Genomic DNA, 24,397 nt, shown 5'->3' on the forward strand with positions numbered 1-24,397 from the left:
AATTATAGCTTGCGACTAGTCCACGTAAGCTTTTGTGAGTTCAGTTAGCCACTCCATGAACAGATGGACCCGGCGTGAGAGGTTGCGGCGGTGGGGATAAATCAGGGAGACAGGCATCGGTTCGGCCCGGTATTGCGGGAGGATCTCAATCAGCTTCTTCGCGCGCAGTAAATCGCGCACCCCGACGCGCGGCACCTGAATAATGCCCAGCCCGGCGAGACAGGCAGCCTGGTAAGTTTCCGTGCTGTTGACGGTTAACACCCCGCCCGTTTTTATCCACTGCGTCGCACTGCCGTTATAAAACTCAAAGCCCTGCGGGCGGGTTCCCAGCATCGCGGCGTAGTGGATGACGGCGTGTGAGCCTAAATCGTCCAGGGTTTCCGGGTAGCCAAATCGCGCCAGATAATCCGGACTGGCGCAGTTAATCACCGACAGCTTGCCCAGCGGACGGGCAATCAGCCCTGAATCCTTCAGCGTGCCGACGCGGACGACGCAATCAAACCCTTCGCGGATCACATCCACCAGGCGATCGCTGCTGCTGAGCTCCAGTTCAATGCCCGGATAGTGCTGCAGAAAAGCAGGCAGTTTAGGAATGACTAAATTTCGAGCAACGCTGACGGGCATATCCACGCGGAGGCGGCCGCTGATGCTTGAGGGATCGTGCTGAAACATACCGTCGAGTTCATCAAGGTTTGCCAGCAGATCTTTTGCCCGTTCGTAATAGACCATGCCGTCCTGCGTCAGGCTGACGCGGCGCGTGGTGCGGTGCAATAGCTGGGTGCCAAGCCGATTCTCCAGGGCCTGAATTTGCCGCGAGACGCTGCCTTTCGGCAGGGTTAATGTTTCGGCCGCGCGGGAAAAACTCTCCAGTTCCGCGACGCGGACGAACAACTGCATTGCGTGAATTTTATCCATAGCGGAAGCTCATTGTTGTTACTGCTGAAACAGTGAAGCGCTTTAACCCATCTTTATTGATTTTCTATCACCTAATAAGCTCTTTCTCAATCTCCTTAATAGCCAAAACGAGGTTTATGATGAGTGAACGTATCGCATTAGTGACGGGTGGTAGCCGTGGCTTGGGTAAAAACGCTGCGTTAAAGCTGGCGGCAGACGGCACGGGAATTATCCTGACATACAACCGTAGCCAGCAGGAAGCGCTGGATGTTGTGCATGAAATTCAGGAAAAAGGCGTCAACGCAGCGGCATTACAGCTTAACGTCGGGGATATCACGGGTTTTGATCATTTTGCCCAACAGCTTCAGGAAACCCTTAGTACCGTCTGGCAGCGTGAAACCTTTGACTATTTATTAAACAATGCCGGAACGGGTTTATATGCGCCCTATGCCGACACGACGGAAGCCCAGTTTGATGAAGCGCTGAACATTCATTTCAAAGGACCTTTCTTCCTGACCCAGCGCCTGCTGCCGCTGCTTAACGACGGCGGACGTATCCTCAACGTCTCCAGCGGTCTGGCCCGCTTTACCCAGCCGGGCTCCGGGACCTACGCGGCCATGAAGGGGGCGATGGAAGTGCTGACGCGTTATCAGGCGAAAGAGCTGGGCGCGCGCGGAATTTCCGTCAATATCATTGCGCCGGGCGCGATAGAAACTGACTTTGGCGGTGGACGCGTGCGCGACAACGCGGAGTTGAATCAGATGCTGGCCTCGCAGACGGCGCTGGGACGGGTGGGACTGCCGGACGATATTGGCGATGCCATTGCTGCACTGCTCAGCGATAAGCTGGGCTGGATGAATGCGCAACGTATTGAAGTGTCTGGCGGAATGTTCCTGTAATGCACGCGCGTAAGGGGAAGGAACCCCTTAGTATGAATGTGTCTGCATACCGACAGTGATAAAGAACGCAGGCAGCCATAGGCGATAACCCATTTTCATCACGATATTTCTCCAGACAAAGATCCTGATGTTTTTTTATTAACGCAATTGTCGCAGCAAATATTTTCAGCGAATGACGTTTGATATTCGTTTCCTCTTAATTGCGACACTGAAGAGGAAACGACGTTCGGGAAATATCTGCTAAAAAGGTGGTGGTCAGGAATTATTATTCAGGTATTCCTGCTGCAATAAACCAAATAGCCAGTCATTTTGCCAGCGCCCTCCAAGGTAATAGCTCTCGCGTAATTCACCTTCCAGGCGAAAGCGGGCTTTTTCCAGCAGGCGTCTTGACGCGACATTCCCCGCGGTGACGGTGGCGGTGAGTCGCCGTATACCGCCCTGATGAAAAGCGTAATCGCAAAGCGCTTTCAGGGATTCAAAGCCGTAACCTTTCCCCTGCGCCTCGGGTGCGAAAAGGAAGCCCACTTCGGCGCAGTCCTCCTCCCGATGAATATACCCGGTAACGCCCAGCGGGGCCTGCGAGGCGGTGTCACGTACGACGAGACAAAGCCAGTGCGCGCTGCCCGGTGCCCATGGCGTCAGGCGCGAATCAAACGCCTCTCGGATCGCCGCGACGGGGCGGTCTTGCGCCACAAAGCGCATAACGTCCGGGTGCTGCTGGAGCGCCAGAAAAAAGGGCCAGTCTTGCTCCTGCAGGGGCGAACAGGTAAGGCGAGAGGTAATTAAAACCGGCATTCAGATTCTCCTGAAACATTTTAAATCATTTTAGGGTTGTCACTTTATTTCAACAGAAAGTCAGGTATGGTTAACCGCGTATAAATAAAAAGAAAAAAGGGCGTCTCGTGCCCATTCCGGATGTCTTCGTTGTCGCTTAAGGAAAACAATGAGTCTCAGCACATCACATCATATTCGCGAACAGTTTGAACACTGTCTGGCGGTCATTCGCCATGCGTCGGTGGAAATTTTACTCCTTCTGAATGTACATGCTTCTGAGGGCAAAGATCCACGCTGGTTCCTGGAACAACTCGACAGCGCGCGATTAGCCCTGGGCGGCTGGGGAGCCGTTGCGAAAAAACTCAACCTGAATGATGCCGAGATGTCGGAATTTACGCTCCAGCTGCGCCTGCTGCAACAGCGTGTTCCGCAGTATGAAAGCGGACAGGATGTGAGTGAAAACCAGCTTATTGCGGCAATGCGCTTTGTGACCGCGCTGGAACACCTGCGCCTGCAGCAGCCGCTGTTGACCTATAGCACCGATCTGGCACCGGGAAGCGAGCTTCAGCAGCAGCAGGCGCACAAGCAGGTGCGCGCGATCGAGCTGATGATTAAAGGGCTCATCCAGCAGGCCTGGCCCGATCAGGTGCGGCTGAACAACCATCTTAAGACCCTGTTTAACGCCGATCGCGTTCGGCGCTGGCTGAAGCTTGGCGAGATCAACGATGTCCTGAGCGGCATGATGTTCAGTGAACTGGCGCAGATGCTGGTGGATAAAAAAGAGTTCAGCCGCTATTACGCTTCGCTTTTCAGCGACCCGTCCATGCTGACGCTGCTGGTTGAACCGCGCAAAACGCTGCAAACCTTTCTCGATGACATTCGGCAAATCCGCAACAGCATCACAGTGCAGAAAACGTTAAGCTCGGCGCAAATTCAGCTGCTGGATAACTACTATGCGCAGATCGCGCGGCCCGTTCAGCGCGCGTTTGAAGAGGGGAGAACGCGCGTCAATCCCGCGGGATTCATGGCGGTAGATGCCAGCGAACTGCATACCTTCTGGGAAAAGGCGCAGAAAATGGATCGGGTCACCGGTGGGGATCTGTTTGAAGTCCGTGACACAATTGAAAAGCCGACCCAGCGCGCGCCGCGCACCCCCGAACAACGCGAACAGCTCATTTCCGGTGCGCTATGGGGGGCGGTTGGCGTCATGGTGATTGCCATCGTGGCGGGGGGATTCTGGCTGGTGACCAGCAGCAAACCGCAGCCTGCAACTGCCAGCGCGGCTGAAGCGGCCCCTCCGCAGGAAATGCGCGAGACGCCTTCTTCGCGCGAAACGCTCACGCGCATGGGGGTCACGTGGGACGAGAATAATTTCCGCTCGGCCATTAACCGCAACGATACCCGCGTGACCCTGCTATTTTTGCAGGGCGGTATGGACTGGAAGCTGTCCTGGACCGAAGAGGCGATGTCGGCAGGCTATGACGACGTGCTGGAGCTGATGTTACGCTACCGGCAGAACATGGTTGAAGAGAAGCCGTGTCGCCGCTTCATCAACACGCTCAGCCATGCGATGTCGAACGGCGAGTCTCTGACCTCGGTACGTAAAGAGTATCTCAAAGCTTTCTGCACCGTGCCTGCGGTGGTGAAACGCCAGCAGCACGATCTCGACATGGCTACACGCCGCGCGCAGTCGCAGCCGGATGCCGCCACCAAAAAATGGCAGTCTATTCAGAGCGCCATTTATGAGGTGATCCGCTAACATTTTCCCCTCACCCTCTCCCCAAAGGGGAGAGGGGACTGCGCGGTGCGGTCTTTTCCCCCTCGCCCCTTTGGGGAGAGGGCAGTGGGTGAGGGGTGCGGGCATCAGACCGCACCCCACTTAAGGCTCACCATACAACCCGATCAGCCGCCGCACCACGCCGTTTGTCCAGCCGAAACCATCCTGCAGCGGATATTCACCCCCGCCACCTTCTCGCGGCGTGCTGCTGGCGATGTGGTACTTCTCAATCAGCTTGTGGTGCGTCTTGTAGAAATGGTTCACCGTATGCAGCCAGCTCCAGGCGATCTCATCGCCCAGCGAATCGTTGCCGTACTGCTTGAACCCCTGAATCGCCATCCACTGCAGCGGCGCCCAGCCGTTGGGTTTATCCCACTGCTCGCCGGTTTCGTACTCGGTCGCCAGAATACCGCCCGGCGTGAGCAGTCGCGCCTTGACCGCATCCGACAGGCGTTCGGCCTGCTCGTGGGTCGCCATGCCAACGTACAGCGGTACAATGCTGGCTGCCGAGAACAGCGCCTGTTCTTCGCGCCGCCAGTCGTAATCGCGGTAACAGCCGCTCTCCTCGTCCCACAGATAGCGGTTCACCGCCGCGCGGCGCTCGTTTGCTTTCTGGCGGAACGCCTCTGCCGTCTCTTTATCCCCTTTCGACGCCGAGATGTTGGCGATGGCGCTTTCCAGCTTGAACAGGAAGGCGTTCAGGTCGATGGGGATAAACTGCGTCGTGCGGATGCTGGCGAGCCGCGACGGATCGCGCAGCCAGCGGGATGAGTAATCCCAGCCGGACGCCGCACCCGCGCGCAGGTCGCGATACACCTCGTTTGGCGGACGGCCCGAGTGGCGCGCGGTTTCCACGTCCTCAATCCACGATTCGTCGCGCGGGGTATCGCGGTCATCCCAGTAGCGGTTGAGCAGTGAACCGTCCGGCATGCGCACGGCGCTGCGGTAAGCCTGGTTAAGCAGCAGCGACTCCGCGCCGTCCATCCAGAATGCGTACTCCATTTTCAGATGATCCAGATAGCGTTTCGCACCGCGCACGCCGTCCTCCTCGAACAGCTCCACCATCAGGGCAAAGACCGGCGGCTGTGAGCGGCTGAGATAATAGGTGCGGTTGCCGTTGGGGATATGCCCGTAGCGTTCAATCAGCCAGGCGAAGTTGTCCGCCATGCACTTGAGCAGATCGTTACGACCGCTCTCCGCCAGCCCCAGCATGGAGAAATAGGAATCCCAGTAATAAGTCTCGCTGAATCGCCCACCGGGAACGATATAGGCCTGCGGCAGCGCCAGCAGGGAAGACCAGGGAATATGATCCTGCGGCTCGCGCGTCAGCACCGGCCACAGGTTATCAATGTGCTCCTTCAGGGAGAGTCCCGGGTCGGAGACATATTCTGTGCCGTACGTTTCGGGCATCCAGAAGTGGTTCTCCACGAACTGGCGCAGGTCGAAATCCCGGTGGCGTCTGACCTTGCGGTAGCGGATCAGGATATCCAGCGGATCCATCTTCGGCGCGCAGTCGGGGAAGGTTTTGCTGTCCGCAAACAGCCGCGTCGACTGAACATGCTCGAACAGTTCAAGATAGCGGTCTGCGGGCGTCAATGCATCGGAGGCGGGTAGCCCCTCGATCATTTCGGGTTCCGGCTCCGCCTCAATCATTTCATCCAGTTTCAACTCGCAGGGATCGGTCTCGTAGCGCAGCTCTTCTGCAATCTCGAACTCGATGTTCTCGGTAGCCTGTAGTTTCTGGTTGAACATGGTGATAGGGACCTCCGGTTGTGTGTTCAAAAGACAGGTTTATCCGGGCGTCTTATAAGCGTAGACATTCGCTTCGGTAGATGGGGAGGAATATGTGCGGTAGATCACTATTTTCGGAGCATTCGTTTTGCAACGATTTATGTATGTTAACAGTAGCCTCTTCAAAAGAGGCTACTGAGCAAGAGGCGAATTTCCCCGATCAAAGGCCTTGTTTTAGCCGCTTAGCAATCGGTTCAAATTCCTCGGTGGAATGGCGCTTGAGCGTATCGGGTGCGTTATCCTCGATGGCTTTCCAGTAGGCCCACGGCACCGGTTTTTTCCCCAGCTCATAGTCCATGGCGTCCCAGGCATCTTCACGAAAAGCATAAAATGCCCAGTGTGCATTATGTTTGTCGAGGACGGTCAGGACATCATTAAGCCACTGCCTGCAGCCCTGCAGCGTGCGAACGCAGCCAAACTCTCCCGCGACAACCCGGTTGGCCGGAATACCGTGCTGTTTTGCCCAGTCAAAGGGCGCGTCCATCCATTTCTCTATGGCCGTTGCGTCCCATTTCACCTTTTTACCGCCGAACGTGACCATGCCAGGATAGTCGAACGGCACCTTGCGGCGTGCATTTGGCGCGCTGGTGAAATCATAGGGCTCGTACATGTGGAAGCTGTATAGCACCCGCTTATCCTCAAGCGCGGATGGCCAGCCAGAAAAACCGCGCGCGGAGGCGTACCAGCCTCCATCGACCATAATCGGTGTGGTGGCATCAACCTCGCGGATGGCGGCAATAATCTGATTGTAGAGTGCGGGGAGGTTACGCGCCGTGCTTTGCTGCTGCTGATACCAGGTTTTTAACGCCTCTGGCGACGCCTGCTCGCTAATGTTGCCTCTTTTTTCAGGCGCGGGTTCATTGATCAGGTTCCAGGCCGCAATGCCCGGTTCGTCCTTCAGAGCCTGGGCCAGATCACGCCAGAACTGAGCGGCTTCCTGCCAGTATTTTTTGTCCTGCCAGATGCGGTCATCAAACTGGTTATTGTTGTTTTGCGCCCAGCGCATGCCGGGTAAAGAGAGTGGGGCAATGACGACCTGTAGCCCGGCCGCGTGTGCTTTTCTGATGGAAGCTTTGAGCGTCGCGAGGTCTGTGGCCTCGAGCCCACGGTAGCCGTCGGCGTTGCCGAGAAGAAAATCTCTCCCGGCAGGTTTCCATTTGTCATAAGAGAGGCGAACCCACGTCGCGCCATAGCCACGCAGCGCGTCATAGTATTCCTGCGTGGGCGGCAGGCGGTTAAAGCTGTTTCCACCGTGCTGAGGGGTATCCCAGAAGGTGATTTGATCAGATGAGGAGGCAGCAAAGCAAAAAAGAAGTAGGGTCAACCCAATAAGCGCTTTCATCTCAATTCCTTTTTAGCGTGATGATGATTTTATATTCGCTGGGATGATGATGCTTTGTCTTTAAATTATCGAGCCATATAAAAAAACTGGCCCGCGAAGGCCAGTTTTTATGACGTGCTTTCCTGCGAAAAGCCCTTAACGCATGGTCACAAACTCTTCCGCCGCCGTTGGGTGGATTGCCACGGTATTATCAAAGTCTTTCTTCGTGGCACCCATCTTCAGCGCCACGGCGAAGCCCTGCAGGATCTCATCCATGCCGAAACCGATGCCGTGAATACCGACAATCTTCTCGTCCGGACCGACGCAGACCAGCTTCATGCGGCACGGCTGACGGTGCGAGGTGACGGCGGTATACATTGCGGTGAAGGCCGATTTATACACTTTCACCTGGTCGTCGCCATACTGCTCGCGCGCCTGCGGCTCCGTTAAGCCGACGGTACCGATTGGCGGGTGGCTGAAGACCACGGTCGGGATGTTGCTGTAGTCGAGATGCTCGTCCGGCTTGTTGTTAAACAGACGCTCGGAGAGACGACGACCTGCCGCAACGGCTACCGGGGTCAGCTCAACCGCTCCGGTATTATCACCGACCGCATAAATGCCCGGTACGCTGGTATTCTGGAATTTATCGACAACGATGTAGCCCTTCTCGTCGGTTTTCACGCCCGTCACGCCCAGGTTGAAGTTATCGTTAGCCGGTTCACGGCCAATCGCCCAAATCAGGCAGTCGACGGTCTGGCTGCGGCCATCTTCCAGCTCCAGGGTCAGGCTGCCGTCTGCATTTTTCACGACCGCTTTTGGCACGGCGTTGGTGTGCAGGGTTGGGCCTTCGGTGTTCATCACTTCAACCAGCGTATCGACGATCAGCGGGTCGAAGCTGCGCAGCGGCGCGTGTTTACGCACGAACAGGTGCGCTTCTGCGCCCAGCCCGTTAATCACGCCGGCCAGCTCAACCGCGATGTACCCCGCGCCAACAACGGCAACGCGTTTTGGCAGGGCTGGCAGCTCGAAGAAGCCGTCGGAGTCGATGCCGTATTCCACGCCCGGGATGTTCGGGTGGCTCGGACGACCGCCGGTGGCGATCAGGATATGATCGGCGGTGATCGTCTCGCCGTTGACTTCGATCGTTTTCGCGTCCACAAAGCGGGCGAAGCCGTGGATAACGTCGACGTTATTTTTGCCCAGCACGTTGTCGTACGAGGTGTGAATGCGGTCGATGTAGGCGGTACGGCTGGCGATCAGCTTGTCCCAGTCAAAGTTATTAATGGTGGTGTCAAAGCCGTAGTCCGGGCCATACATATGGATAGCTTCACGGATCTGCGCCGCATGCCACATCACCTTCTTCGGTACACAACCCACGTTCACGCAGGTGCCGCCCAGCGCTTTGGCTTCAATCAGCGCGCACTTCTGGCCGTACATGGCCGCGCGGTTGATGGAGGCGATGCCGCCGCTGCCGCCGCCGATTGCGATGTAGTCATAATGCTTAGTCATAGCTTTTGTCCTTAATCGTGAATTGCCGCGATTGTATACCTGAAATCAATAGTTTCCACCGATGGCTGCGATTACTCCGGCACGATCCAACTGACGGTGGCGTGGCCTGTACCCGCAGGCACCAGCGTTTTGTGAAGCCACGGCAGCACGTTGTTCATTTGCGCTTCGAGCTTCCACGGCGGGTTGATTACAATCATGCCGGATGCTGTCATGCCGCGCTGATCGCTGTCCGGACGTACCGCCAGCTCGATCTGCAGAATTTTGCGGATGCCGGTGGCTTCCAGGTCTTTGATCATGCGCTTGATTTGCGCGCGCAGCACCACCGGGTACCACAGGGCATAGGTGCCGGTAGCAAAGCGTTTGTAGCCTTCGTGGATGCCGGTTACCACCGCCTGATAGTCGGTTTTGATTTCGTACGGCGGGTCGATCAGCACCAGGCCGCGACGGGAAACCGGCGGCAGCTTGGCTTTCAGCTGCTGGTAGCCGTCGGCTTTTTCCACGCGGGCGCGGCCGTCTTTCTGGAATTCAGAACGCAGCAGCGGGAAATCGCTTGGGTGCAGCTCGGTCAACTGGATGCTGTCCTGCTCGCGCAGCAGCTGGCGGGCAATCAGCGGCGAGCCCGGGTAGTAGCGCAGCTGGCCGTTGCGGTTGAAGTGGTTCACCACGCCGATGTACGGCTCCAGCTCGGCAGGCAGATCGTCCTGCTGCCAGATGCGGGCGATCCCTTCCAGATATTCACCGGTACGCTCGGCATGCTCGCCGCTCAGCTGATAACGGCCCGCGCCCGCGTGGGTGTCCAGATAGAGAAACGGCTTCTCTTTCTCTTTGAGCGACTCGATGATCAGGCTCTGAACGGTGTGTTTAAGGACGTCGGCGTGGTTGCCTGCGTGGAAGCTGTGGCGATAACTGAGCATGGGTAATGATATTCCGCTGAATTGACGATTTGCCACAGTTTACAGCAGAACGGCAAAGATTACCCGTAGGCCCGGTAAGCGCAACGCCACCGGGCTCTTTTCGACTACGTCCGGCATTGAAATCCTCTACACTTAACCCCATTCTAGATCCCATATGCACAGCGCCGGATGCGCGCTTCATTCACCTATTTCAACAGGACAGCGTTTATGACCAATCCATTACTGACGCCTTTTTCGTTGCCGCCGTTTTCTAAAATCCTCCCAGAGCATGTGGTTCCAGCCGTTACGCAATCGCTGGACAACTGCCGCGCGGCGGTAGAAAGCGTGGTAGCGCAGGGCGGGCCGTACACCTGGGAAAATCTGTGTCAGCCGCTGGCCGAAGTGGACGACGTGCTGGGGCGCATCTTCTCCCCGGTGAGCCACCTGAACTCGGTAAAAAACAGCCCGGAGCTGCGCGAAGCCTACGAACAAACCCTGCCGCTGCTCTCTGAGTACAGCACCTGGGTCGGCCAGCACGAAGGGCTCTACAAAGCCTACCGCGACCTGCGCGACGGCGACCATTATGCCGAACTGAACACGGCACAGAAAAAATCGGTCGATAACGCCCTGCGCGATTTTGAGCTGTCCGGGATTGGCCTGCCAAAAGAGAAACAGACCCGCTACGGTGAAATCGCCGCGCGCCTGTCCGAGCTCGGCAACCAGTACAGCAACAACGTGCTGGACGCCACCATGGGCTGGACGAAGCTGATTACTAACGAAGCGGAGCTCGCCGGTATGCCGGAAAGCGCGCTGGCGGCAGCAAAAGCCCAGGCCGAAGCGAAAGAGCAGGAAGGCTTCCTGTTGACGCTGGACATCCCGAGCTATCTGCCGGTGATGACCTACTGCGACAACCAGGCGCTTCGCGAAGAGATGTACCGCGCCTACAGCACCCGCGCCTCCGATCAGGGGCCGAATGCCGGTAAGTGGGACAACAGCCCGGTAATGGCGGAGATCCTCGCCCTGCGTCACGAGCTGGCCCAGCTGCTCGGCTTCGAAAACTACGCCGATAAATCTCTCGCCACCAAAATGGCGGAAAATCCGCAGCAGGTACTCGACTTCCTGACCGATCTGGCGAAACGCGCCCGTCCGCAGGGTGAAAAAGAGCTGGCCCAGCTGCGCGCCTTCGCGAAAGCGGAGTTCGGCGTGGACGAGCTGCAGCCGTGGGACATTGCTTACTACAGCGAAAAACAGAAGCAGCACCTCTACAGCATCAGCGACGAGCAGCTGCGCCCGTACTTCCCGGAAAACAAAGCCGTTAACGGCCTGTTCGAAGTGGTGAAGCGCATCTACGGCATCACCGCCAAAGAACGTACCGATATTGACGTCTGGCATCCGGACGTGCGCTTCTTCGAGCTGTATGACGAGAAAAACGAACTGCGCGGCAGCTTCTACCTCGATCTCTACGCGCGTGAGAACAAGCGCGGCGGGGCGTGGATGGACGACTGCGTGGGCCAGATGCGTAAAGCAGACGGTTCTCTGCAGAAGCCGGTCGCCTACCTGACCTGTAACTTCAACCGTCCGGTAAACGGCAAGCCGGCGCTCTTTACCCACGATGAAGTGATCACCCTGTTCCACGAGTTCGGTCACGGCCTGCACCATATGCTGACCCGCATCGAAACTGCAGGCGTGGCAGGCATTAGCGGTGTACCGTGGGATGCGGTCGAGCTGCCAAGCCAGTTTATGGAAAACTGGTGCTGGGAGCCGGACGCGCTGGCGTTTATCTCCGGCCACTACGAGACCGGCGAACCGCTGCCGAAAGAGCTGCTGGATAAAATGCTGGCAGCGAAGAACTACCAGGCGGCGATGTTTATCCTGCGTCAGCTGGAGTTCGGCCTGTTCGATTTCCGCCTGCACGCCGAGTTTAGTCCGGAGCAGGGCGCGAAAATTCTTGAAACCCTGGCCGAGATTAAAAAGCAGGTCGCCGTGATCCCTGGGCCAACCTGGGGCCGCTTCCCGCACGCGTTCAGCCACATCTTTGCAGGCGGCTACGCGGCGGGTTACTACAGCTACCTGTGGGCCGACGTGCTGGCGGCAGATGCCTTCTCTCGTTTCGAAGAAGAGGGGATCTTCAACCGCGAAACCGGCCAGTCGTTCCTGGATAACATCCTGACCCGCGGCGGTTCCGAGGAGCCAATGGTGCTGTTCAAACGCTTCCGCGGCCGCGAGCCTCAGCTGGATGCGATGCTTGAGCATTACGGGATCAAAGGCTGATTGTTACGTGAAGATCTGCTTAGTAGATGAAACAGGCGCCGGAGACGGCGCCTTATCCGTTCTGGCCGCCCGCTGGGGGCTGGAGCACGATGATGAAAACCCGATGGCGCTGGTGATGACGACAGCGCATCTGGAGTTACGCAAGCGCGACGAACCGAAGCTCGGCGGGATTTTTGTCGATTTTTTGGGTGGGGCGATGGCGCACCGGCGCAAGTTCGGCGGCGGTCGCGGCGAGGCGGTAGCTAAAGCGGTCGGCATCAAAGGGAGTTACCTCCCGGACGTGGTCGATGCCACGGCGGGGCTGGGGCGTGATGCCTTTGTGCTGGCGTCTGTCGGCTGTCGGGTGCGGATGCTGGAACGTAATCCAGTGGTGGCGGCCCTGCTCGACGATGGGCTAGCGCGGGGCTATGCGGACCCGGAAATCGGCCCGTGGCTGCAGGAACGATTACAGCTGATTCACGCCTCCAGCCTGACGGCATTGACGGATATCACCCCGCGCCCGCAGGTGGTCTATCTCGACCCGATGTTCCCGCACAAGCAGAAAAGCGCGCTGGTGAAGAAAGAGATGCGGGTGTTTCAGTCGCTGGTGGGGCCTGATTTGGACGCGGATGGCCTGCTTGAGCCGGCTCGTCAGCTCGCGACGAAGCGGGTGGTGGTGAAACGCCCTGACTATGCGCCACCCCTGGCGGACGTGGCGACGACTAACGCGGTGACCACCAAAGGGCACCGGTTTGATATTTATCCGGGGACGCCGGAATAGTGCGGGCTGATGCCCTCACCCTAACCCTCTCCCACAGGGAGAGGGAACAAATATTAAAAACGGCAACTATGTTGCCGTTTTGCTTTTATCTTGTAGGCCCGGTAAGCGTTAGCGCCACCGGGCTTTTTTGCACTTACTCGTCTTCTTCGTCACGCAGTGGAACAATCAGCATATCCACGTGAACGGTGTTAATCAGCTGGCGTGCTGAAGACATCAGCTTGCTCCAGAAGTCCTGATGGTGACCGCAAACCACCAGGTCCATATCGTATTTCTTGATCGCATCAACCAGTACCTGGCCCAGGTCGCCGCTGCCGCTCAGGGTTTCGGTAATCGGGTAGCCTGCGTTAGTGGACAGTTCGCTCAGGGCGTGGTGCGTCTCTTCGGAGATACGCTTCTGCATATCGCCCAGATTGACGTCGATCAGACCGGTGTAGAGGTCGGAGTAATTCACATCAACGTGAATCAGCGAAACTTTCGCGTTGTAGGGACGTGCCATGGATACCGCTTTATCAACCAGCACTTTGCTCTCCGGGGAGAGGTCTACCGCGATGAGAATGTGTTTGTAAGCCATAGTGTTACTCCTTCCTTAAGTTATCGATGACTAAATAGGAAAGCCGTCGTCTGATGCTTTCATTACGGCCCAGTTAAACATATTTTTCAAGCTTTGGTGTTGATAACGATTAACCTTGTGGCAAAAAAATTAACGGATCTCCTACACTATTAAATGAGCCGTTCGGATATTAAAACGCGAACCGGATCGACTTTTGGTCATTCTTTCACTGAACTGTCTGTCAGGGCATTGGGGTGCGGTAGCTCAGAAGCCTTGCTTCGTGGGCGGACGCCGGGGAGGATGTATGATTAGCACCGTCGCATTGTTTTGGGCGTTATGCGTGGTTTGCATAGTGAATATGGCGCGCTACTTCTCATCGTTACGTGCGCTGTTAGTGGTACTTCGTGGTTGCGATCCGTTGCTTTATCAGTATGTGGACGGTGGAGGGTTCTTCACCTCGCATGGACAGCCCAGCAAACAGATGCGTCTGGTGGGATACATCTACTACCAGCGCTACCGCGATCATCACGATGAAGAGTTTATTCGTCGCTGCGAGCGCCTGCGTCGTCAGTTCATTTTAACCAGCGCCCTGTGTGGCCTGGTCGTGGTCAGCATGATTGCATTGATGATTTGGCACTGAGCATAAAAAAAGCGGGTCAGTTTCCTGACCCGCTTTTTTTCGCCTTCAACCGATTAAATCAGCTTCAGCGAAATCCAGTACAAACCGCCAGACAGCAGGATAGAGGCCGGAAGGGTGAACACCCAGGCCATCAGAATGTTGGTCACGGTTTTGCGCTGCAGGCCGCCACCGTCAACAATCATGGTACCTGCCACGGACGAGGAGAGTACGTGGGTGGTGGATACCGGCATACCGGTGTAGCTCGCCAGACCGATAGACACCGCCGCCGTCATCTGCGCGGACATACCCTGCGCATAGGTCATGCCTTTCTTACCGATCTTCTCGCCGATGGTGGTCGCCACACGACGCCAGCCAATCATCGTACCGATACCGAGCGCCAGCGCGACGGCCATAATGATCCAGATTGGCGCGTACTCAATGGTGTTGAGCATATCGCCTTTCAGTTTCTTCAGCAGACGCTGGTCGTCAGCATTCACGTCAGGCAGCTTCGCCACTTTATCCGTCACATCAGAGATGCACAGCATAATGCGACGCAGCTGACCACGCTGCTCAACGGTCAGTTTGTCATAACTTTCGATATTGCCCAGCATGCCTTTCGCACGTTCCAGCGCGTTAATCGCGTTTGCCGGATGGCAGTGGAATTCGCCAGGCGCGGTGGTTGCACCTGCTTCCGGAGACGGGATCAGCTGGTCAACGCCGGTCGCTTTTTTCAGCAGCTCAGGGTGCTGCTGGAAATAGGTTTCAACGTTGTTGACCGCATCACGGGTACGGGTGATTTCGTAGCCGGAGGCATTCATGTTAACCACGAAGCCTGCCGGAGCAACGCCAATCAGTACCAGCATCACCAGACCAATGCCTTTCTGACCATCGTTCGCGCCGTGTGAGAAAGCCACACCAATAGCGGAAATGATCAGGGCGATACGCGTCCAGAATGGCGGCTTTTTCTTACCGTCTTTCTTTTCACGCTCTGCCGGCGTCAGGTGAATACGGGAGCGTTTTTTGGTATTGCTCCAGTAACGACGCAGGATGAAGATCAGTCCGCCCGCCACCACCAGACCCACGATAGGGGAGACGATGAGTGAGCCAAAGATCCCCAGTACTTTCGGGATATTTAACGCATCAACAACCGAGGTACCGGTCATAAGGGCGTTGGTTAACCCGATACCGATAATTGCGCCGATGAGGGTGTGAGAACTGGATGCAGGCAGGCCGAAATACCAGGTACCGAGGTTCCAGATAATTGCAGCAAGCAGCATTGAGAACACCATAGCGAGGCCATGGCCAGAACTTACGTTAAGCAGCAGATCCGTTGGCAGCATATGCACGATGGCATACGCAACGCTCAGCCCGCCCAGGAGAACACCAAAAAAGTTAAATACCGCCGCCATAACAACCGCAAGCTGCGATCGCATTGCGCGAGTGTAGATAACCGTCGCTACTGCGTTTGCAGTGTCGTGGAAGCCGTTGATCGCTTCGTAAAACAGTACAAAAACCAGAGCAAGCAATAATAAAAGCCCGGTATGTAAATCCAGGCCGGCAAACAAATGTAGCATAGGACGTTACGCCATTTTGAGGACATGAACGCGGCGCATTATCCAGGACAAATGCGCGGCGGGCAAAGTGAAATATAGACTTTTTTTGACATACCACCTGAATTGAGAAAAGCGCCAGAAAGGATATTCTTTAAATTTCAATGAAATGGCTTTGTAATATCTTTTTACGCTGGTGTGACCACAGAGGAAACTTTACAATCCGCGGCAGTTAACAAAGAGGGTTTTGACGTGGAAAGGTTTGATGCCGTGGTAATTGGCGCCGGTGCGGCGGGTATGTTTTGTGCGGCAATGGCCGGACAGGCGGGTCGTCGCGTGCTGCTGCTGGATAACGGTAAAAAGCCAGGCCGTAAGATCCTGATGTCCGGCGGCGGGCGCTGCAACTTTACTAATCTGTATGTTGAACCCGCGGCCTATTTGAGCCAAAACCGTCATTTTTGTAAATCTGCGCTGGCGCGTTATACCCAGTGGGACTTTATCGACCTGGTGGGTAAGCACGGCATCGCGTGGCATGAAAAGACGCTGGGACAGCTGTTCTGCGACGACTCCGCGCAGCAGATTGTCGATATGCTGGTGGCCGAGTGCGAGAAGGGCGGCGTGGTCATGCGCCTGCGCACCGAGGTGCTGGAGGTTTCCCGCGACGACCAGGGCTACACGCTGCAGCTGAACGGTGAAACCGTCAGCGCCGATAATCTGGTGATCGCCAGCGGCGGCCTCTCTATGCCGGGGCTGGGCGCTTCCCCGTTCGGCTATAAGATTGCCGAACAGTTTGGCCTGAAAGTCTTACCTACGCGCGCCGGGCTGGTGCCGTTCACGCTGCATAAACCGCTTCTCGAACAGCTTCAGACGCTGTCTGGCGTGTCTGTTCCCTCCGTCATTACCGCCGAAGACGGGACGGTGTTTCGCGAAAATCTGCTCTTTACCCATCGCGGCCTCTCCGGCCCGGCGGTACTGCAAATCTCCAGCTACTGGCAGCCGGGGGAATTCGTCACGGTTAACCTGCTTCCGGACTGCGATCTCGACGCGTTCCTTAACGAGCAGCGTACCGCGCACCCGAATCAAAGCCTGAAAAACACCCTGGCAATGCAGCTCCCAAAACGTCTGGTGGAATGTTTGCAGGCGCTGGGGCAGATCCCGGACGTGTCGCTCAAGCAGCTTAACAGCCGCGAGCAGGAGATACTGGTGGAGACCCTGACAAACTGGCGCGTTCAGCCAAACGGCACGGAAGGCTACCGCACCGCGGAAGTGACGCTGGGCGGGGTCGACACGAATGAACTCTCGTCCCGCACCATGGAAGCGCGTAACGTGCCGGGGCTCTACTTTATTGGCGAAGTGATGGACGTCACCGGCTGGCTCGGTGGGTACAACTTCCAGTGGGCATGGGCAAGTGCCTGGGCGTGTGCTCAGGCGCTGGCAGAAGACAAGTGACATCAGCGCGCTGCCACTCGTCGCGGTTGGCTTTACGGGCTGACGGTGGTGACGTCCGTCACGGCCAGAATATTGCTCGCGGCCACGGTTCCCATCCTGATATATGACGCTGCGGTAACGCCGCCGATATGCGGTGAAATAACCACGTTTTCTACCGACTGCCAGAGGTGCGGCGCGGTCAGCGGCTCGTGGGGAAAGCTGTCCAGCGCCGCGCTGTGCAGCGTGCCATTCCGGAGCGCCGCCAGTAACGATTCACTGTGGATCAGTCCGCCGCGTGCCGTATTGACCAGAATGGCGTTCCGCTTGCAGTGTGCGAGCGTCTCGCTATTGATCATCCCCCGATTCTCATCGGTTAGCGGACAGTGCAAAGAGATGACATCGGAACGGGAAAGAAGTCCGGTCAGCGTTTCTGCGCGTTCGCACAGGGCAGGCATGGACTTAGCATAGGGATCGTAAGCCAGCACCTTCATGCCGAAAGCGTGACCAATATTCGCCACGCGCGAGCCGATAGCACCCAACCCGATTAGCCCCAGCGTTAATCCCTCCAGTTCAATGGATTTATGCGTCGCCTTATCCCAGTGCCCGTCCCGCAGCCGCTTGTCCAGTGGCACCACGGACTTTGCGCAGGCGAGGATCAGCGCCCAGGTATGTTCAGCCACTGCCGCCGCGTTTGCCCCGGGGGCAGCGCGGACTGCGATATTGCGCTCGGCCGCTGCCGTCTGGTCTATCACATCGATCCCGCTTCCGTGCTTGGAAATAACCCGCAGAGCCGGGGCGGCATCCATGACTTTCGCGGTGATTCGGCCGTAACGAACCAGAATCGCCACGGGATTGTGTCGTTCACACAGCGCGATTAGGTCATCTTCTGTGGGCTGGCGGCCTGCAAACACCACCTCAAAGCCCTGCAACATCACCATGGCCTGCTCCGCCAGGTCGCTTCCGGTAACCAGAACTACGTCTTTGCCCCCCATCACAGCGTCTCCCCGTCAGCTAACATACCTGCCTTACGAAGCGCGTCATCAAGCCAGTGTGGACGCAAATCGCCTTCACGGATGGCGGCAAGACGCCGGGTCTCCATCTCCAGCTTTTCTTTTGCCAGAGCGATAACGTCCTGAACCTCATCGCGCGGGATGACGACCACGCCGTCGATATCCGCGACAACCAGATCCCCGGCCTGAACCGTCGCCCCGGCGACTGAAATGGGATGATTAACCCGGCCAGAAATTAACTTTGTCGGGCCGCAGGGATTCAGACCGGCAGAAAAGACAGGGTAGTGACCTTTGCTCAGGGAATCGGCGTCACGTACAGCGCCGTCGATAATGATGCCCGCAATGCCGCTCGCCTGAGCCTGAGTAGCCATGATTTCGCCAAGCAGCGCGCAGCTCAGGTCGCCTTTGCCATCGACGATCAGGACATCGCCGGGCTGCGCAACCGCCATCGCGGCATGAATCGCCAGATTATCCCCCGGACGAACTTCCACGGTGATGGCTGGACCCGCAACGGACATATGTGGAGCCAGCGGTTTGATGCGGCCATGAAGCGTACCGCGGCGCCCGGCCACGTCGGCCAGAATGGCTGCCTGATACTCGGCAGCCCGTCGAACGTCCTCGGCAGAAACGCGTTCGAACTGGTGATTAATCGGTTTTTTTTCAGAAACGGACATGAATGCCTCCATATTGTTTTACTGAGTACAATGCAGGTGTACAGTACAAAACAACTATAGCGGTGTTGCTTTCCTTTTAGCCAGACCCGAGACGGCGTTTGTGATGTAAACACGAAGTGACTCACAAAATTTGAGGTACACTCACTGCCGGGCTAACAAGGAGATAATGATGGGGAATGAAGGCGTTGTAGCGGTTGAAAAAGCGCTGGCTTTACTGGATTGCTTCCGTCCTGGGGATGAGAGCCTGACGCTGACCGCGCTGGCACAGCTGTCGGGTTATCACAAAACCACGGTTTACCGCTTGATGAATTCTCTTGAACGGATGAATTACGTCGTCAGGCATGAAGACGGCAATTATGCGCTTGGCCCACGTCTGCTTTACCTCGGCAAGCTGTATGAACAATCTTTCCATCTTTCCCGGGTAGTTCAGCCAGAGCTTCAGGCGCTATCTCTGGCGTCTCAGGAGAGTGCCAGCTGGTATGTGCTGGAGGGCGGGCAACGCCTTTGTCTGTTTCGCGCTGAAGCGTCGCACGGCCTGCGACACAGCAATCTTCCCGGCAGCCAGTTCCCGCTCGATAATTCGGCCATCAGTAAGGTATTGCGCCATTGGGGGCTCAATGAGAGCCTGCCGGAGGGAGAAGCTGAACTCCCTTTCTACACCTCAGGCGCACGCGATCCCCACACCGCTGCGTTTGCGATGCCCGTCTTCGGCGTTCATGACAAGCTGGTTGCGGCGTTAGCCCTGACCGGCCCCATCTCGCGTCTGACGGAAGATCGTCGTGAGAAGGAGATAGGGCCGTTGATGAAGGCCGCGGCCAGCCGTCTGTCGCAGAAAATGGGAGCCAGTAAGCCCTTCTGTCAGCAGTTCTTTGGTGAAACGAGCGACGCGGCGGAAGAAAATCTTTAAGCGCAGAAGCGGGACATTTGTCCCGCTTCTGTCATCACTAATGTGTAACCTGTTTTTCATGTAGCGCCGCGTTGCGGGCCTGCCGTCCCATAATAAGCACCGCGATCCCCCCGGCCAGGCACAGCACGGCCAGCGGAAGCATAGCCAGCGTGTAGCTTCCCGTCCGCTCGCTGATTATGCCGTAGGCATTTACCATGACCACCCCGCCAATCAGGTTCGCGATGGCGCCAATCGCGGCCAGCCCCGCCGCCGCCGAGGAGCTGCTCATCCAGCCGGATGCCAGCGCCCAGAAAGGCCCTTTCGCAGAATACGCGCCCGTCAGGATAATGCTCAGGATCACGATAGTCGCAAAGAGCGAGACGTTTACAAAGGCAGCGAACACGCCGGCGGCAATCATGAACAGCGTCAGCGCGGTATGCCAGCGGCGTTCGTTGGTGCGATCGGAGTGTCGTCCCCAGATAATCATCAGAATCGATGCCAGACCGTAAGGGATGGCGTTAAACAGACCTGTCTCAAGATTATCGAGATGGAAGGATTTCAGCAGTTGAGGAGACCAGACGCTGATGGTAGTGCCCGCGGACGATGCGCCCGCGTAAATCAGCGCCATCAGCCAGATCTGACGATGCTTCAGCAGCTGCCACGTCGTCTGGTGTCCGATGTTCTTTTGCTGGCTCCGCTCGGTCTCAAGCGTGGTTTCCAGCCACTTTTTCTGTTCATCACTGAGCCATTTCGCCTGATGAGGGCGATCCCGGAGAATAAACCAGGCCGCAATACCCAGCAGTACCGCAGGTAAGCCTTCAATAATGAACAGCAGATGCCAGCCGCGAAGACCCAGCCAGCCATCCAGCGACAGTATCAGCCCGGAAAGCGGGGAGCCGATGAAGTTAGCAAGCGGGATGGCGACCATAAAGGACGCAATAATGCGCGCGCGGTAGCGGGACGGGATCCACCAGGTCAGATACAGCACGACGCCCGGGAAGAAGCCTGCTTCCGCTGCCCCGAGGAGAAAACGGACGATATAGAGCGACGTGGTATTTTGAACCAGCGCCATGCCCATGGAGACGATGCCCCAGCTGATCATAATGCGTGGTATCCACAGCCGGGCGCCGACTTTCTGCATGGCCAGGTTACTGGGTACCTCAAACAAAAAATAGGCCACGAAGTAAAGGCTGCTGGCGAAGCCAAACGCCGCTTTGCTTAGGCCAAGGTCCTCATTCATCTGCAGCGAAGCCATGCCGATATTCCCGCGATCGATAATGGAGACCAGGTAACTGACAATCAGAAACGGGAGAATACGCCAGATCACCTTCCGCATCGTCTCTCTTTCTATGTCCTCGGTGGCGGTAGCGCCGTTACGTAAATGTTCTGTCATTGTATCCTCGCAGGGTGTGTTCTTTGTTTTATTAGGTACAACTTAGTTTTATTAAACAAAACCACTATAGCGACGGCGCGTTCTTTTTATCCAGTTAATGGAAGGTTTAAATGATGTAAATAAGAGGTGACTCACAGATAGTGCGCTGCGAATATCGCTTACGGCTGCTGACCGGCCGCAAGCAGGACGGGCTGGCAGAGAAATAATCACGCAACGCAATTATTGCACCAACTTTTCCTCTCTCCTCAACTAAGCTTCGACCAGATGTCCCGCCGCGTTAGCGGGGCCATACTCCTTTTGGTCGAGCACGCATCATGCAGCTACTCAGTATTATTATTTTGCTTACCCTTACCGTGGTGATCCACTCGCTGTGGATGTTTGGCGTTTTGAAATTCATCAAATTAGAAGTCGATTCTGCGGTACGCATTGTTTTACGCAATGTCGGTATCGTGATCTCCATGATCTTCGCCCATCTCCTTGAGGCCGGGCTGTTTGCTGCGTTTTATTTTGTCATCGACGCGTTTAATGACTGGAACACCAGTTTCTATTTTTCGCTGGTGAGCTACGCGACGGTAGGGTACGGCGACGTCACGTTACCCCAGCACTGGCGGCTCATCGGCGGGGTGGAAGGGCTGGTGGGCGCGTTGATGGTAGGCTGGTCTGTGGCCGTTCTGGTCGCGGTGCTGCAGCGTTTGCGCGGCATGAGTGCCTAAACGGCAGATGCGCAATCCCCACATGGTAAGGTAAAGTACCCCCTCCTTGCGTAGCCGATTGGGCTGCGGCTTTGAGGGTGAAGAGGCTGTTTAACGGCCCGCCCTGTTTAGTTCCTGGTTTACGCCAGTTTGCATGGTTCTGTGTTTTGTCTGCCAAAAGGGTTTTGTATGTCTGCTGCTCATCTCGGTTTCCCGACGGAAACCGTTGTTGTCTTTGTGGTAATGGCCGTTGGGGCGATGTTTATCGACCTCTTTATGCACCGTCACGATAAACCGATCTCGCTGAAAAGCGCGGCGATGTGGTCCCTTTTTTGGGTCATGATGGCGATGGCCTTCGCCGGGTTCCTGTATGTTCACCACGGCGCCGAGATGGCGAGCCTGTTCCTCACGGGCTATGCGCTGGAAGAGGTGCTCTCCGTCGATAACCTGTTCGTGATGATGGCGATCTTCGCCTGGTTCGGCGTGCCGGATAAGTACCGTCACCGCGTGCTCTACTGGGGCGTGCTGGGGGCGATTGTCTTCCGCGGTATCTTTGTGGCTATCGGCACCAGCCTGCTAAGCCTGGGGCCCTACGTCGAGGTGATCTTCGCGCTGGTCGTCGGCTGGACGGCGGTGATGATGCTCAGACGTAATGAAGAGAGTGACGAAGTGGAAGATTACTCGGGTCATCTCGCCTATCGCCTGGTAAAACGCTTCTATCCGGTCTGGCCGAAAATCAGCAGCAATGCCTTTATTCTGACGCAGAAAGAGGTGGATGCGGAGCTTGAAAAGCCGGAAAACCAGGACGTAATGGTCGGACGCGTGAAGAAGGCGAAGCGCTATGCGACGCCGCTGCTGCTGTGCGTGGCCGTGGTCGAGCTCTCTGACGTGATGTTCGCGTTTGACTCCGTGCCGGCCATTATTGCCGTGAGCCGCGAGCCGCTGATTATCTACAGCGCCATGATGTTCGCTATTCTCGGCCTGCGTACGCTCTACTTCGTGCTGGAAGCGCTGAAGCAGTATCTGGTACACCTCGAAAAAGCCGTGGTGCTGCTGCTGTTCTTCGTGGCGTTCAAGCTGGGGTTAAATGCCACCGACCACTTCTGGCACCACGGTTACAGCATTGGCGCGACGGCCAGCCTGTTTGTGGTATTAGGCGTGCTGGCGCTGGGGATTATTGCGAGCGTGATGTTCCCGGGGAAACGTGAGGCCTGATGCATCGTTTTTCTCCCTCTCCCTGTGGGAGAGGGCGGGATGAGGGCACCAGACCGCACTTAACCCTTAATCGGTGAATTCCGGCGCTTGCGCGGGTGATGGAAGTGCCGCCAGTGCGGATCCTGCGCCGCCGCCAGCAGCTCGTGGTCGCCGCGGGTGTCTCCCCAGGCGCGCAGGTGATAGGCGTTCAGATCGCCATACACTTTTTCCAGCCTTGCCACCTTCTGGGCGCAGCGGCAGTTATTGCCCGTGATGCGCCCCGTCAGCTTGCCGTCTTTCACTTCCAGCTGCGTGCCAATCAGCTTAATGCCGAGCTTATCAGCCCACGGCTGAAGCACCAGCGCCGGGGACGCGGAACAGATGGTCACCTCCGCACCGGAATTTACCTCAGCCGCCACCGCCAGAACCCCTTCGGGGCGCATCAGCTTGTTCCAGTATTTTTCGCAAAACGCTTCCGCCTGCTGGCGCAACCAGTGTTCATCCACGCCCGTCAGGAACGTTTTAATCAGCACTTCCTTTAGCTCATCGCGCGTCAGCTTGCGACGCACGCAGTGGAGCGTGGGCAGCGCCATGCGCACCAGACGGCCCGCGAAGTAACGTTTACCGAAGGCAAAACGCAGGAAAGGAATAAAGCTGTCGTGGTGCGTTAACGTCCCGTCAAAGTCAAAGACAGAGAGCACGCTGGATTTCGCCACCGTCTCGTCGGCAATCATATTGGTCATAAATACGTCTTAGCTGAAATACACATTCTGTGGATCAGTTTACCTGCTTTACCGGGACAGTCCTTACATCACCACCATTTTTTTCTCGATCTTGCGATCTCAAAGTCAGTCCATTTTTGGCCTTGATAACAATTGGTGAAAAAACGAACTGTCTATATTATCGCCACATCGCAAGATATTTAGGGGAACCATTGGGCCCCACAGGTAAGGAAAAACTCACTCACTATTTCTTTCTTAATATGACTCTTAGATCGCTTATTTCAATCCTCACGTTAAGTTTTGCTTCGTTTTCAGCGTTCAGCTTTCAACTTCCGGCGTCGATGTTATCGATGAACAGTGAACTGGCAGTATCACCGGCGAAATCTGCGCTGGTGCATCAGGAAACAGGCCCGCTGCGCTCGCGCATTCTCGATCAATACCAGAAATGGAAAGGTGCCCACTACCAGTGGGGTGGAACCACGCATCGCGGGGTGGATTGTTCCGCGCTGATGCAGCATCTGTTCAGCGATGCGGCACACCTGAATTTACCCCGCACGACGTACGAGCAAATCCATCGCGGCGTGCAGGTGGCACAATACCGCCTGAGGCCCGGAGACCTGGTGTTCTTCCAGACGGGTCCGAACCGCAAGCACGTTGGTGTTTATATTGGCGAAAACCAGTTTATTCATGCCTCAACCAGTCAGGGCGTAACGGTTTCAACCCTGACGGATGATTACTGGCAAGCACACTACATTACCGCCCGTCGCATCGCAGGCAGCGCGGCCTGACG

The 24,397-nt window shown here is 56.6% G+C and carries 22 protein-coding genes; 10 read left to right on the forward strand and 12 right to left on the reverse strand.

Annotated features, from left to right (window positions below; genetic code table 11):
• Positions 1-15: 15 nt before the first annotated feature.
• Entirely contained in the window at positions 16-915 is a 900-nt protein-coding gene (locus RVY89_RS20910; protein ID WP_395304899.1) for a LysR family transcriptional regulator, read from the reverse strand.
• Positions 916-1,034: 119 nt separating this feature from the next.
• Between RVY89_RS20910 and RVY89_RS20915 the strand changes: the two genes are divergently transcribed.
• Positions 1,035-1,793, forward strand: coding sequence for an SDR family NAD(P)-dependent oxidoreductase (locus tag RVY89_RS20915; protein ID WP_484827970.1), 759 nt, complete (start codon positions 1,035-1,037; stop codon positions 1,791-1,793).
• A gap of 255 nt (positions 1,794-2,048) precedes the next feature.
• Here the strand turns inward: RVY89_RS20915 and RVY89_RS20920 are convergent, their stop codons facing one another.
• Complete coding sequence (locus RVY89_RS20920; RefSeq protein WP_484826354.1) at positions 2,049-2,588, reverse strand: GNAT family N-acetyltransferase; 540 nt, start codon at positions 2,586-2,588, stop codon at positions 2,049-2,051.
• 148 nt (positions 2,589-2,736) lie between these two features.
• On the opposite strand from RVY89_RS20920, the gene RVY89_RS20925 reads away from it, so the two are divergent.
• Positions 2,737-4,326: an STY4199 family HEPN domain-containing protein gene (locus RVY89_RS20925; protein WP_371898969.1), complete on the forward strand. Its 1,590-nt coding sequence runs from the start codon at positions 2,737-2,739 to the stop codon at positions 4,324-4,326.
• Between the two features lie 120 nt (positions 4,327-4,446).
• On the opposite strand, the gene RVY89_RS20930 is transcribed toward RVY89_RS20925, so the two are convergent.
• The 4 genes from RVY89_RS20930 to RVY89_RS20945 all read right to left on the reverse strand — a co-directional run bounded on the left by RVY89_RS20930 (position 4,447) and on the right by RVY89_RS20945 (position 9,879).
• A complete protein-coding gene (locus RVY89_RS20930; RefSeq protein WP_484826355.1) occupies positions 4,447-6,096 on the reverse strand; it encodes an alpha,alpha-trehalase in 1,650 nt (549 codons plus the stop codon).
• A gap of 199 nt (positions 6,097-6,295) precedes the next feature.
• Complete coding sequence (locus tag RVY89_RS20935) at positions 6,296-7,477, reverse strand: glycoside hydrolase family 5 protein (protein WP_484826356.1); 1,182 nt, start codon at positions 7,475-7,477, stop codon at positions 6,296-6,298.
• Between the two features lie 135 nt (positions 7,478-7,612).
• Complete coding sequence (gene gorA / locus RVY89_RS20940) at positions 7,613-8,965, reverse strand: glutathione-disulfide reductase (RefSeq protein ID WP_024908845.1); 1,353 nt, start codon at positions 8,963-8,965, stop codon at positions 7,613-7,615.
• A gap of 71 nt (positions 8,966-9,036) precedes the next feature.
• On the reverse strand, positions 9,037-9,879 hold the full coding sequence (locus RVY89_RS20945; protein WP_484826357.1) for a 23S rRNA (adenine(2030)-N(6))-methyltransferase RlmJ: 843 nt from the start codon (positions 9,877-9,879) through the stop codon (positions 9,037-9,039).
• Positions 9,880-10,086: 207 nt separating this feature from the next.
• Between RVY89_RS20945 and prlC the strand changes: the two genes are divergently transcribed.
• Both prlC and rsmJ read left to right on the forward strand, forming a co-directional pair.
• Positions 10,087-12,129 (forward strand): oligopeptidase A, encoded by a 2,043-nt coding sequence (prlC, locus tag RVY89_RS20950; RefSeq protein ID WP_371898973.1) that lies wholly within the window; start codon positions 10,087-10,089, stop codon positions 12,127-12,129.
• A gap of 7 nt (positions 12,130-12,136) precedes the next feature.
• Positions 12,137-12,889, forward strand: coding sequence for a 16S rRNA (guanine(1516)-N(2))-methyltransferase RsmJ (gene rsmJ, locus RVY89_RS20955; RefSeq protein ID WP_484826358.1), 753 nt, complete (start codon positions 12,137-12,139; stop codon positions 12,887-12,889).
• 133 nt (positions 12,890-13,022) lie between these two features.
• Here the strand turns inward: rsmJ and uspA are convergent, their stop codons facing one another.
• Positions 13,023-13,460 (reverse strand): universal stress protein UspA, encoded by a 438-nt coding sequence (uspA, locus tag RVY89_RS20960; RefSeq protein ID WP_003861223.1) that lies wholly within the window; start codon positions 13,458-13,460, stop codon positions 13,023-13,025.
• 283 nt (positions 13,461-13,743) lie between these two features.
• On the opposite strand from uspA, the gene uspB reads away from it, so the two are divergent.
• The gene (gene uspB, locus RVY89_RS20965; protein WP_003861224.1) at positions 13,744-14,079 is read left to right on the forward strand and encodes a universal stress protein UspB; all 336 of its coding nucleotides are present in this window, start codon (positions 13,744-13,746) and stop codon (positions 14,077-14,079) included.
• Positions 14,080-14,132: 53 nt separating this feature from the next.
• Here uspB and pitA read toward each other — a convergent pair whose 3' ends face one another.
• Entirely contained in the window at positions 14,133-15,632 is a 1,500-nt protein-coding gene (pitA, locus tag RVY89_RS20970; RefSeq protein ID WP_484826359.1) for an inorganic phosphate transporter PitA, read from the reverse strand.
• Positions 15,633-15,860: 228 nt separating this feature from the next.
• Here pitA and RVY89_RS20975 point away from each other — a divergent pair, with 228 nt between their 5' ends.
• Complete coding sequence (locus RVY89_RS20975) at positions 15,861-17,057, forward strand: BaiN/RdsA family NAD(P)/FAD-dependent oxidoreductase (protein ID WP_484826360.1); 1,197 nt, start codon at positions 15,861-15,863, stop codon at positions 17,055-17,057.
• Between the two features lie 32 nt (positions 17,058-17,089).
• Here the strand turns inward: RVY89_RS20975 and RVY89_RS20980 are convergent, their stop codons facing one another.
• Both RVY89_RS20980 and RVY89_RS20985 read right to left on the reverse strand, forming a co-directional pair.
• Positions 17,090-18,028, reverse strand: a complete 939-nt coding sequence (locus RVY89_RS20980) for an NAD(P)-dependent oxidoreductase (RefSeq protein WP_484827971.1) — start codon at positions 18,026-18,028, stop codon at positions 17,090-17,092.
• Complete coding sequence (locus RVY89_RS20985; protein WP_484826361.1) at positions 18,028-18,720, reverse strand: RraA family protein; 693 nt, start codon at positions 18,718-18,720, stop codon at positions 18,028-18,030. Before RVY89_RS20985 ends, RVY89_RS20980 begins: the two co-directional genes overlap by 1 nt.
• A gap of 169 nt (positions 18,721-18,889) precedes the next feature.
• Between RVY89_RS20985 and RVY89_RS20990 the strand changes: the two genes are divergently transcribed.
• Positions 18,890-19,627 (forward strand): IclR family transcriptional regulator, encoded by a 738-nt coding sequence (locus RVY89_RS20990; RefSeq protein ID WP_111963718.1) that lies wholly within the window; start codon positions 18,890-18,892, stop codon positions 19,625-19,627.
• Positions 19,628-19,664: 37 nt separating this feature from the next.
• On the opposite strand, the gene RVY89_RS20995 is transcribed toward RVY89_RS20990, so the two are convergent.
• Complete coding sequence (locus tag RVY89_RS20995) at positions 19,665-20,999, reverse strand: MFS transporter (protein WP_484826362.1); 1,335 nt, start codon at positions 20,997-20,999, stop codon at positions 19,665-19,667.
• 314 nt (positions 21,000-21,313) lie between these two features.
• Between RVY89_RS20995 and RVY89_RS21000 the strand changes: the two genes are divergently transcribed.
• Positions 21,314-21,712 (forward strand): potassium channel family protein, encoded by a 399-nt coding sequence (locus tag RVY89_RS21000; RefSeq protein ID WP_023309546.1) that lies wholly within the window; start codon positions 21,314-21,316, stop codon positions 21,710-21,712.
• Between the two features lie 168 nt (positions 21,713-21,880).
• Positions 21,881-22,906 carry a TerC/Alx family metal homeostasis membrane protein gene (locus RVY89_RS21005; protein WP_008503109.1) on the forward strand — a complete coding sequence of 342 codons (1,026 nt, stop codon included), beginning with the start codon at positions 21,881-21,883 and terminating at the stop codon, positions 22,904-22,906.
• A 59-nt stretch (positions 22,907-22,965) separates the two neighbouring features.
• Here RVY89_RS21005 and RVY89_RS21010 read toward each other — a convergent pair whose 3' ends face one another.
• A complete protein-coding gene (locus RVY89_RS21010; protein ID WP_014885577.1) occupies positions 22,966-23,628 on the reverse strand; it encodes an HAD family hydrolase in 663 nt (220 codons plus the stop codon).
• A gap of 239 nt (positions 23,629-23,867) precedes the next feature.
• Here RVY89_RS21010 and RVY89_RS21015 point away from each other — a divergent pair, with 239 nt between their 5' ends.
• Positions 23,868-24,395, forward strand: coding sequence for an NlpC/P60 family protein (locus tag RVY89_RS21015; RefSeq protein WP_484827972.1), 528 nt, complete (start codon positions 23,868-23,870; stop codon positions 24,393-24,395).
• Positions 24,396-24,397: the final 2 nt, after the last annotated feature.

It is taken from the genome of Enterobacter sp. 3U4, from assembly GCF_057224565.1.